Genomic DNA, 11,534 nt, shown 5'->3' with positions numbered 1-11,534 from the left:
AATCAGACTTTGCACAAAGCCAGTGACCATACGTAAAGATAGACGGAATAAGGATTTAATCATTAAGCAGCATTGGATAGCTGCGTCGGAGTAGGTTTGATTTCGCCCTTGTTTGCCTTTTGATGGAGCATACCATTGCGTAGCAGGATCAAACCAAATGGCAATATTTCCGCGACTCATGAGTACTCGGTTATATGCGGGCCAATTGGTTGTGCGGTAGATTTTATGTGTAGGCTTCTTCATTTGAAAATTATATCGCTGAAAAAGCCTTTACAGATAGGTTTGTGCAACAAAGCCAATTCAGGACTAAAACGTTTAGCCATTTCTTGAATCTCCAAAGATTAAAGTTACGTTATCTTTAGAGGGATGTGCTGTCCATTATTTTGTCTAGGATCAAAAGCACGGTTTTCAATTGGCATCTTTAAATTGCAGATAAATAAAATCCAAACAAGAATAATCTTTATTATTCTGACATTTATCAAACATTTCCTTCACATTAGCTGGCTTATTTTTCAACCATATATAAAAATTAGGATCTTTTATATATGAATTTAATTTATCTTCTTCTAAATAATAATTTTTACTTAATATATTTATATTTAATAAATTACTTTTACATATCTCGTTATTTACATCAAAATTAAACAATCTAATATCATCTAAAGATTTGTATTCTATATTATAGGTAACTCCTTTTTCGAAGTGTTGTTTATATAAGCTATCATTACAAATCGAAGAAAAATTAAAAGGTATAAATTCATTGTAGAATTTTTTTAAATCTACTTCATTAAGGGTATATTTTTTTAAACGGTATACTTTTTTTGCATACAATGTGTCCAAATACAAAAAATCATTTAAATAATATTCTCCATTTTCTTCTGCTCTATATTTTTTATAATATATGTATTCATAAAAATATTGATTATCAGATTTAGGCAGCTCAGACCCATTATCATTATGTTCAATAAAAAATAATAGCAAAACTCCCAAAATAATAATAAATAAAATTACACCAAACAAATCTTCTTTATATTTTTTAAACCAGTCCCTTAGTTTTTCTTTATTTATATATATGAAATAATAAATTGCTATGAAAATAAAGAAAAAAATAACTCTTAATAATACAGCTATATTTCTTTCTTCGCTATTGTATTTACTATACCACCCATGCTTACAATTGCCATGTGTACATGATTCTCGTACTATATCGGAAGTCCAATCAATTATTCCCCAATAAAATAAAATTAAGAAAATAGCTAAACTAATAAAAAAATACCTTGGCATATTAATCTCATTTTTTTACTTTCTTTATTTAAGAAAAAATATTATACATGTATAAAAAGCAATCACTTATTGTCATATGCGTATTCTTTATCTGCTGATGGCACCCATACTGTTAGTGGCAGGTTTTCTGCATCTGCAGACCCAGTCTCATCCGCAGCTAAAATTTAATTCCCTGACCGACCGTCTTACCCACCCTTTCGATCCCCGCCTGCGCTTTCGGGTCGATCAGGTGGATCCTGGTTTTGGCCTCAGTCGAGAAGAAGTGATTCAACTCTCCAGGGAGGCGGTCGAGATCTGGCATCGTGGCACCGGTCGCGATGATCTGATGATTTATGATGAGAATGCCAAACTGGCGATCAAGCTGATCTATGACCAGCGTCAGCAGGAATACAATGCGCTCAAGCAGACCACTCAAAAACTGCTACAGGATGAGGCACAGTATCAACGTCAGGCAGAAAACCTAAGTAGCTCTAAACAGTATATTGATCAGCAACATCAGCGTTTAGCCCAGCAGCGCATCCAGCTAGAGGCTGAATTGCAGCAGCTACTGCAACAGCGTAATCAGCCAGGATTATCGGCTTATGAACAGCAGCAGCTACACCAGCAGTTTGAAGCATTTCAACAACGCACGGAGCAATTCCAGCGTGAAGCGAACTATTTGCAACAGCAGCAGCTGGCTTTCAACAATCAGGTCTCGAGCTATCAGAGCAATGTGAAACAGCATGAGAACAATATTACCCTGGCTCAACAGCGTTTTCCGCCACGTGAATTCCATAAAGGTGTGTTCAAGGGCGATGAAATCCATGTCTATCAGTTTGATGCCAAGGATGACTTGCGTCTGACCCTGGCACATGAGCTGGGGCACGCCCTAGGATTACTGCATCATAATGACCCGGAAGCGCTGATGTATCCAGTACTAGGCCAACAGAAACTGAAAAATTTTGAACTGCGCCCGGCAGATAAAACCTTGCTGTATACACGCAAGTAAAGGTAGCTTTAAACCCCTATAATTTTTACGACTTTATTGTCTGTAAAGCGTCCACATCAGCGTATTTCATGTTATTGTGATGGGCTCAACATCCACCTGAACCCCGTATGGAGATCGGCATGAGTTATTACCATATCCTGATTGAAGTAAACGACCATATCAGCACGATTGATGAAACTCGTGATATTGAAATCTTTGATATTGTGGAACTTCAGCCTTATCTGCACTCCATCCTGATTCCGTATTTCAATGAGCAGCTGATTGAACTGGAAGATGAAAATATCGCCTTTGAGGATATTCTGCATCTGGAAGTGAAACAGACCCTGTTACCGATCAATGACCTGATTGACGAAGAACAGAAACTGCTGCCAAGCGATACCGATATCACCATCACTGCGTATGAGATCTTCAATAACCGGGAGCTCAGCCAGGATGTCACCACTGTGATTTTTGACCTGCTGGAAGCAATCAAGCTCGAAGCTTAAAGCAAAAAATACCTGCAAATAAAAAAGTCCTCAAATGAGGACTTTTTTCTGTTTATGGTCTTGCTATTTAGACCAGCTTAGATCGAGAATGAAGAACCACATCCACAAGTGGTGGTTGCATTTGGGTTTTGTACCACAAAACGTGAACCTTCTAGGCCTTCAACATAGTCAACCACTGAACCAACCAGATATTGATAGCTCAGAGAATCGACCAGCATTTTGACATCGCCATTGACGAATTCTGCATCATCTTCATTTTGGCTTTCCGCAAAGTTAAAGCCATAAGAGAAACCTGAACAGCCGCCACCGGTGACATACACACGGAGCATTAAGTCTTGGTTACCTTCACTGTCACGCAACTGGCGTACTTTATTTGCGGCATTGTCGGTGAGCACAAGCGCTTGAGCATTCATGGCGGATTCCTCTGTTGAATGGAATGTCTTTAAAAAGAAAAGACCATATTTCAAGTATAACACACTCAATATATGGTCAGTCTGTACAGATTAAAAGTCAAATCAGAGTAATTTTATCAGGATTGTTTATAGTTCTCATCCTGTAATGCACATTCGAAGTTTTTCGGATTCTGCTTGCAGCGGAATTGCCAGAGTAACTTCATCATGCGTTTGTCATAAATACCACGTTTGGTCAGGTCAATCCGCGAATCACGCATCAGCTTTTGGTAACCCGGTTTATCTGCCTCAGGAATATCCATCCAGTATTTAGAGGGAATATCTGCCTTCATTTTACCTAAAATTCCAAAAGCACGTGGTAACTGGCTTTTCACCCATTCACGTGATTTTTGTCCGTATCCAGCCGGGAATTTATCCGGACGAATAATGATATTACCAGTGACCTGTAACACCGGATAATTCACAATAGCACCCTTGCTTCCCAAACCTTTATGCAGTTCTAATGGTTTAAATACGGCAGCCGGCGCACCAATAATATCGACCTGGCCATTATTAAATTTAGAGCCAAAGTTGGTCACATCAGCGCTGACTGCCTGTGCACCCACTTGTTGAACCATGATTTTTTGTGCTTCATCATAGTCAAGTACAGCAATTTTTTTTCCTGCTGCTTTCGCAACCGTATTAATGCTCCGGTCATTGACTATCAGGAAGGCATCACCTACCGGAATCACCCCTGCGACTTCATACTTGCCTTGAACCATGAGCTTGGCAAAGGTCGGACTCGCCAGGCCTTGCATCACTTTAACTGCCAGGTTCAAATCTGGAATCGCGCCAATCGCATCGAGTGAACCGGTAAATCGGTTGAACTGACGGCCGCGCATACCCGTGACACTGATCCCATCACATTTACCAGCTTTAAAATCTTCTGCGACGACAGCTTCATTGGTATTTACCCTAAGCTCGATATCAGCACCCCAGTTTTTTGCGGCCAGTTGATAGTCTTTCATTACAGCATAGACGTCGCCATTTTTGCCGACCAGATCGAATACACATACTATCTGTTTAGCCTGAGCCAGGCCTGAAACTGCCGCGAGTGCTGCACCTACAGCCAGGGCTTTCCATCCTTTCTGCATCATTTTGCTTTCCTTGATTGCCTTGTTTTTGTTATCTGCTTTAAGTGCTACATGTTATTGTTTTTTATACCAAACATGAAAGCATTATTTTTAATCAGCTTAACTGCTTTGCTATGATCTGCAATGGCAGATCTGACTTTGTTTAATATAAAAAAAGCTTAGATAAATCTAAGCTTTTTTCCTTAAAAATCAAATTATTCGCCAGAAAGTGAACATTCAAAGTTGGCTTTATCGACAGAGCAACGCGCACGTTTCAGTACTGACATCATGCTGGCATCATAAATTCCACGCTTGGTCATATCCATGCGCCCTTCACGCAATAACTTCTGGTACTTGGTTTTGTCTTCCGCGCTCAGATTCAGTTTATATTTCGCTGGAATACCTGCTTCTAGACGATTAATCATCGCCATGCTCTTAGGCAGGTTTTTAATGAACCAGTCACGAGATTTCTGGCCAAAACCAGCCGGGAATTTCTCCGGACGGATCACAAAGTCAGAGGTAACATGCAGTACCGGGAAGTTAAACATCGCACCGCTATTGCCCAAACCTTTATAGATTTCGAGTGGCTTGTACGCATACGCCGGTGCGCCCACCATATCGACCTGACCATTATTAAACTTGGCCACGAAGTTGGATACATCAGACACTACAGCCTGAGCACCTACACGTTGAACCATGATTTTTTGCGCATCATCATAGCCAAGAACTGCAAACTTCTTGCCTGCCGCTTTTTCAATAGAGTTAATATTTTTGTCACGCACAAAGATAAAAGCTGAACCCAGTGGCGCAATCCCGGCCACCTCATATTTTTTACCGCCCATGGTCGTGACCATTTTAGCCGCATTACGCTTATCCAAAGCGAAGCTAATCGCACGCTGCGCAATGGCATTACTTGGTGCGCCACCTAAGGCATCGATTGAACCAGCAAACTTGTTGTATTGACGGGCACGCATGGCAGTCATGAATACACCATCACATTTGCCAGCCTTGAAGTCATTGTCAGCGACGGCTTCATCCTGACGGGCGATCAGATTGATATCTGCGCCCCAGCCTTTTGCTGCCAGCGCCCATTCCTGAGCCATCTGGAAAGACTCGCCAGATTTACCAAGTAGGTCAAACACACAGATATCGACCTTTTCTGCATGTGCCACACCTGCAAAACCAAATGCAGAAAATGCAGCCAATGATAAGAGTGTTTTTTTCATTTTAGTTATCCTTTGAAATCTTGTTGTTAGCTGAGTGTCCGTACACGCGTCAAATATTAAGCAAATTTATTTCAAAAAAATAGAGCATTTACTCCAGATAAAAGCGGCTTTTTGGCCTATAAAGATAAATCAGCTTTTTCTGATTTCTTTCATCTTATTTTTTTATAAATATATCAGTATCTTAACATCTTAACTTGACTACTTTGAATTACATTTCATTCGATGTAGTTACAAAGATATACATGATTTTAAAACTATTCACCACTGATTGAGCACTCAAAATTGGTTCTTTCCACAGTACAGCGTGCCCGTTTTAATACTGTCATCATGCCAGCGTCATAGATACCCTGCTTGGTTAAATCCATGCGTCCTTCACGCAGAATTTTCTGATAACTGACCTGTTGCTCACGGCTCAGGTTCAGAATATATTTACGTAGGATTTCTGCTTCCATCCGTTTTACCATCGCGAAGCTGCGGGGTAACTGCTTAACAAACCATTGTCGGGAATTGGCTGCAAACTGTTCCGGAAATTTATCCGATCGAATAATCAGATCTGCTGTGACATTGACCACCGGAAAGTTGATCATGGCTCCTTTCTGCCCTAGTCCTTTGGTCACTTCAAGAGGTTTAAAGGCATAAGCGGGCGCTGCCACAATATCTACTTCACCCTGATTAAATTTACGGATGAAATTGGAAATTTCCGAATTCACCGGTACAGCTTCTACCCGGTTCACCATAATGGTTTGGGCATAGTCATAATGTAGAACTGCAAACTTTTTGCCCTTAATATGTTCCAGCTTGTTCATATTACGATCACGGACAAAGATATAAGCAGGACCAATCTGGCCAATTCAGGCTACTTCAAATTTTTCCTTGCCGATCTGGATGGTCATGCGTTTGGTATTACGTTTATCCAGCACATAACTCACCGCTTTCATGGCAATGTCATTATTAGGAACACCGCCAATGGCATCAATGGAGCCGGCAAATTTGTTATAAGCTCGCGCACGCATGGATGTCATATAGAAGCCATCGCACTTTCCAGCTTTGGCATCTTGATCGACTTTAGCTTCATCCTGATAAGCAATCAATTGAACCGTAGCCCCCCACTGCTTGCTGGCCAATGCCCACTCTTCCAGCAGCTTGAAGGATTCACCCGATTTTCCCAGTAAATCAAATACACAGACATTGACTGGGGCAGCATGTGCACTTGAAGCCCATAGGCCCAGTGCGGATAAAATTAAAAATCTATTTTTCATTTTTATTCTACTCAATATTATTATGAACCTTGATGGCTCTATCTTTCGGTTTTTAAACAAAATAGAGTATTTACTCAAAATATAGTTCATCATATATGAATCTATAAATTTTTAAAGCCTGAACAGGATAAGCTGCAACGAAGATTTTTTGTTTTCTTCCGGCTTTCCATTAGAATAGCGGCATTCTCTTTTGCTCTTGTTAGTAAGTTCAATGATTCAGTTAGACCAAGTTTCGTTACGCCGTGGTGGGCGAGTGTTATTTCAAAAAGCCTCCATGCAGCTTCATCCCGGCTGGAAAATTGGTTTAACCGGCGTGAATGGCGCAGGAAAATCAACCCTGTTTGCGGCTCTTTTAGGTGAGCTCAGTGCAGATGAAGGTTCACTAACCCGTCCATCCGTGTGGACCGTAGCGCATATGGCTCAGGAAATTAAAGCACTAGATATGCCGGCCATTGATTTTGTTCTGTCAGGCGATGAAGAGTATTGGGATATACAGGCCAAACTTGCGCATCCAGAACAGCTGTCCGATGCAGAACTGGCACAGCTACATGGCCGTTTCGACGAGATTCATGGCTATTCTGCACCATCAAAAGCAGCTCAGTTAATGGCCGGTCTGGGCTTTATGGATCATCAGATCCGTCTGGATGTTTCCAGTTTTTCAGGCGGTTGGCGGATGCGACTGAATTTGGCCCGTACCCTGATGAGCCGTTCCGACCTGCTATTACTCGATGAACCAACCAACCACTTGGATCTGGATGCGATCTTGTGGCTCGAAGATTGGTTAAAGGCGTATGAAGGCACTTTAGTGCTAATTTCGCATGACCGTGATTTTCTGGATGCTGTGACGGATCATATTCTGCATATCGAAAATCAGGAACTCACCCTCTATACCGGCAATTATTCAACTTTTGAAGTGACCCGTAGTGAACGTCTGGCGCAACAGCAACAAGCCTTTGAGAAACAGCAAGAAGCCCGGGCACATCTACAAAAATTTATTGACCGTTTCAAAGCTAAAGCGACCAAAGCACGTCAGGCGCAAAGCCGAATTAAAATGCTGGAGCGTATGCAGGATCTCGCCCCTGCTCATGTGGATACACCTTTTACTTTCAGTTTCCGTGAACCGACCAAAATGAGTTCACCCCTTCTGGCCTTGGAACAGGCAGAAATTGGTTATGGCGATAAATCGATTGCCAGCAAAATTAACCTGCAAATTACTCCAAATTCTCGCATTGGGTTACTGGGGATGAATGGTGCAGGTAAATCAACCCTGATCAAAACCTTAGTCGGAGATTTGCCCTTATTAAAGGGTCAACGTAAGGCCTCAGAATTACTCAATATTGGCTATTTTGCTCAGCACCAGATGGATGCTTTGGATGCTAATGCCAGCCCGATGCTGCAACTGGCACGCATCGCCGACCCAAAAATCAGCGAAGCTTCTTTACGTTCTTTTCTCGGCAGTTTCGGTTTTAGCGGTGAGCGCATGGATACCCCATGTGAGAGTTTTTCTGGGGGTGAACGTGCCCGTTTAGCTTTGGCTTTAATTGTTTGGCAGCGTCCAAATGTACTGATTCTGGATGAACCGACGAACCATCTGGACCTGGATATGCGCCATGCCCTGACTATGGCTTTGCAGGATTTTGAAGGTGCGGTGGTGCTGGTCTCGCATGAACGTCAATTGATTGCAACAGTATGTGATGAATTGCTGTTAGTACATGCTGGACGTTGTAGCGAATTTGAGGGCGATCTGCAAGACTATGCCAAATGGTTACGTGAAGCGCGTCAACAGCAGATTAATGCGCAGAATGCCTTAGCCAAAGCGCAGGTAGTAGAAACAGAAGCTAAACCTGTGGTTGTAGCCAAAGTAGATAAGGAAGCACAGCGTAAACTGGCCGCCCAGCGTCGTGAGCAGACTCGTCCGATTCGCAAGAATATCGAAAAATGTGAAGCGCAAATCGACAAGTTACAGCCGCGTCTGGCAGAAATTGAAGAATTGCTGGCAGATAACGCTTTATATGAAGCTGCACGTAAAGATGACTTGCTGAAACTCATGAACGAGCAGACTGAACTGAAACAGAAACTGGAAACTGCCGAAGAGCGAATGCTGGAACTGATGATGGAGCTGGAAAGTTTGGAGCAATCTTTTCAGGAAGGTTAAGTTTTAAACCTTGATTCAAATCTTAGAGATTAGCTACAACTGGAGCTAATCTCTTTTTTTATACTTTTTATATATTGCTCTCTCCATCTTTTTCCTAATTTCTTCGTCAAAACCGTTTTTGACATATTTTGTAGTGAATTACGCAAATCCTATATAAGTTTATTTTTTAAACACTCTGATGTCTTATTTCATACATTAATTTACAGCGATTTCTTGGCGCATAAGGCTCTAATAAAAGTGTTTTTTATTTTTGGCAGCCTTGATACGAGTCTGTTTAATGTTGAACTAGAGAGAGGAAATCCGCATGCGTGCTCTTACCTATCATGGTGCTCGGGATGTACGAGTTGAATCCGTTCCAGATCCAGTGATTCAGGAACCAGATGACGTCATTTTAAGGGTGACAGCGACTGCCATCTGTGGCTCAGATCTACATCTATACCGGGGTAAAATCCCGGCCACTGAAGACGGTGATATTTTCGGCCATGAATTTATGGGAATTGTAGAAGAAGTCGGCCCTGCAGTGACAGAAGTCAAAAAAGGTGACCGGGTAATTATTCCTTTCGTGATTGCATGCGGTCACTGTTTTTTCTGTGAACATGAACTGATGGCTGCCTGTGAAAATACCAATACGGGTCGTGGTGCGATCCTGAATAAAAAACAGATTCCACCAGGAGCGGCCTTGTTTGGCTTTAGCCATCTGTATGGTGGTATACCGGGTGGTCAAGCTGAATATGTGCGGATCCCCAAGGGCAATGTCGGACCGTTTAAGGTTCCCGGGTCCCTACCTGATGAAAAAGTATTATTCCTGACCGATATTTTGCCAACAGCTTGGCAGGCGGTAACCAATGCTCAAGTCACCCGTGGTTCTACAGTGGCGATTTATGGTGCAGGTCCAGTCGGTCTGTTATCTGCAGCTTGTGCACGAATGCTCGGTGCCGAACAGATCTTCATGGTAGACCATCACCCTTATCGCTTGCGATTTGCTCATCAAACCTATGGGGTCATTCCGGTCAACTTTGATGAAGTCGATGCAGCTGAATTTATTATTCAAAATACAGCAGGTTATCGTGGTGTTGACGCGGTTATTGATGCCGTTGGTTTCGAAGCCAAAGGCAGTGTTCTGGAAACCGTAATGACCAACCTGAAATTAGAAGGTTCGAGTGGTTCAGCGCTCAGACAATGTATTGCAGCAGTCCGACGCGGCGGTGTGGTGAGTGTACCGGGGGTTTATGCCGGTCCAATTCATGGCTTCCTGTTTGGTGATGCCTTTGACAAAGGTTTGACTTTTAAAATGGGACAAACCCATGTGCATAAATACTTGCCGCAGTTGCTCGAACATATTGAAAATGGAGATCTGTCTCCAGATGTGATTATTACCCATCGCATGAAACTGGAAGATGCTGCGGAAGGTTACCGTATTTTTGATAAGAAGGAAGAAGACTGTCGTAAAGTCATTCTGACACCGTAAATGTACTAAAAAAATAAAAAGCGCCGTTAGGCGCTTTTTTTATTTTTGATCACCATTTTATAAACCATACTTTTTCTATTTTCAGTTTTAAAAGTTCAGATCTATTGCCTGTTTATCAGATGAACTGGCACTAGGTCACGTGATGACCCAGCTTAAAAAAACTAAGCTATAGAAGTAAAAGTTGGAAAAATCTATAACCCTATGATTCATTAATAAAAATGAAATTTCACTTGATTATTAAATTAATTGTGTAGTTTATCTACAGTGAAGATCTTTAGAATTAAAATATGTTCCACGCTAATTATTAATTAAATCTACAATATCAATATAAGCTATTAATTTTTAAATTATTTATATAATTTTCTATTAAAAAACAGATAAAAATTCACTTGAACTGGTCACTTTTATAAACAGAGAATATATGGCTTTAACCAGTCTTTTAAATTCAAAAACCTATTTTAAATTTAAAATCACTTATCCACAAGATATAGAAATTAAATTTGAATTTAAAAAAGAGAGATAAAAAAGACAATATGACTTGTGGATAAATACTATCTTATTCACATAAAAAAATATGGATAACTTTGCAGTTATCCACACGATTGATCGGGGTTTAAGCAAGATTTAAAACAATACTATTCAAATATTTTTACAAAATTTCGAATTAACTTGATAAATTATTGAAAGTTTAGGATTTCAAAAATCTAAGTTCTAGAATTTTCCATTCATCCTCTAGCTTCCAGATCTCTTGAAGACGCTGTTTATTATTTTCCAGTCCAATCAAGGTTCGGCATTCAGTCTGGTCTTCATTGTACTCGTATTCTTCATATTCTATGTCTGGCTTCAGCGGTTTCCATACGCCGTTTTGTACGGCATGCGCAATCCGGTCATAACGCAGATAGCTTCCTTCTACGCGGCCTTCCTGTTCAAAAACCACCTGAAAGTCCTGATGTTCATAGTGGCGCAGCACATCATAGTCGCCACTGTAGAATGCATTGGCCCAGATCTCACGTATTTCTTCAAGCTGGCTATCCATGGATAAACCTCTTTATAAATAAGACTTGATTCTACTGAACCAGGCTTTTTTGAAACCTAATATCAGCGGATCATTGGTCTAAAAAATGCTTAGATTAAAATTATTCTAAAC

10 protein-coding genes and 1 pseudogene are annotated in these 11,534 nt (G+C 41.0%); 4 read left to right on the top strand and 7 right to left on the bottom strand.

The genetic code is table 11. The features are described from left to right. Both B4J23_RS00180 and B4J23_RS00175 read right to left on the bottom strand, forming a co-directional pair. A partial coding sequence (locus B4J23_RS00180; RefSeq protein ID WP_291358135.1) for a transposase occupies positions 1 to 243 on the bottom strand: 243 nt, incomplete at its 3' end. Positions 244 to 408: 165 nt separating this feature from the next. Then, positions 409 to 1,284 carry a hypothetical protein gene (locus B4J23_RS00175; protein ID WP_291358130.1) on the bottom strand — a complete coding sequence of 292 codons (876 nt, stop codon included), beginning with the start codon at positions 1,282 to 1,284 and terminating at the stop codon, positions 409 to 411. Between the two features lie 76 nt (positions 1,285 to 1,360). Here B4J23_RS00175 and B4J23_RS00170 point away from each other — a divergent pair, with 76 nt between their 5' ends. Both B4J23_RS00170 and B4J23_RS00165 read left to right on the top strand, forming a co-directional pair. Next, entirely contained in the window at positions 1,361 to 2,272 is a 912-nt protein-coding gene (locus B4J23_RS00170; protein ID WP_291358128.1) for a matrixin family metalloprotease, read from the top strand. A 107-nt stretch (positions 2,273 to 2,379) separates the two neighbouring features. Then, positions 2,380 to 2,757, top strand: a complete 378-nt coding sequence (locus B4J23_RS00165) for a hypothetical protein (protein ID WP_171077632.1) — start codon at positions 2,380 to 2,382, stop codon at positions 2,755 to 2,757. A gap of 77 nt (positions 2,758 to 2,834) precedes the next feature. Here B4J23_RS00165 and erpA read toward each other — a convergent pair whose 3' ends face one another. From erpA to B4J23_RS00145, 4 genes and pseudogenes are all read right to left on the bottom strand, one after another. Beyond that, entirely contained in the window at positions 2,835 to 3,170 is a 336-nt protein-coding gene (gene erpA / locus B4J23_RS00160; protein ID WP_004780362.1) for an iron-sulfur cluster insertion protein ErpA, read from the bottom strand. Between the two features lie 116 nt (positions 3,171 to 3,286). Continuing rightward, a complete protein-coding gene (locus B4J23_RS00155; RefSeq protein WP_291358133.1) occupies positions 3,287 to 4,300 on the bottom strand; it encodes a putative solute-binding protein in 1,014 nt (337 codons plus the stop codon). Positions 4,301 to 4,494: 194 nt separating this feature from the next. Further along, complete coding sequence (locus tag B4J23_RS00150) at positions 4,495 to 5,505, bottom strand: putative solute-binding protein (RefSeq protein WP_004780360.1); 1,011 nt, start codon at positions 5,503 to 5,505, stop codon at positions 4,495 to 4,497. 254 nt (positions 5,506 to 5,759) lie between these two features. Continuing rightward, a pseudogene (locus B4J23_RS00145) lies at positions 5,760 to 6,764 on the bottom strand (putative solute-binding protein). A gap of 211 nt (positions 6,765 to 6,975) precedes the next feature. Between B4J23_RS00145 and B4J23_RS00140 the strand changes: the two are divergent. Next, complete coding sequence (locus B4J23_RS00140; protein ID WP_291358122.1) at positions 6,976 to 8,919, top strand: ATP-binding cassette domain-containing protein; 1,944 nt, start codon at positions 6,976 to 6,978, stop codon at positions 8,917 to 8,919. Positions 8,920 to 9,223: 304 nt separating this feature from the next. After that, positions 9,224 to 10,387 carry a zinc-dependent alcohol dehydrogenase gene (locus B4J23_RS00135; RefSeq protein WP_291358120.1) on the top strand — a complete coding sequence of 388 codons (1,164 nt, stop codon included), beginning with the start codon at positions 9,224 to 9,226 and terminating at the stop codon, positions 10,385 to 10,387. Positions 10,388 to 11,075: 688 nt separating this feature from the next. On the opposite strand, the gene B4J23_RS00130 is transcribed toward B4J23_RS00135, so the two are convergent. After that, positions 11,076 to 11,423: a hypothetical protein gene (locus tag B4J23_RS00130; RefSeq protein ID WP_286739605.1), complete on the bottom strand. Its 348-nt coding sequence runs from the start codon at positions 11,421 to 11,423 to the stop codon at positions 11,076 to 11,078. Positions 11,424 to 11,534: the final 111 nt, after the last annotated feature.

The sequence above is a fragment of the Acinetobacter sp. UBA3025 genome (genome assembly GCF_002367915.1).
Classification (GTDB): Bacteria; Pseudomonadota; Gammaproteobacteria; order Pseudomonadales; family Moraxellaceae; genus Acinetobacter.
The sequence above is the reverse complement of the archived record's forward strand: the minus strand, read 5'-3'. Positions and strand labels throughout refer to the sequence as shown.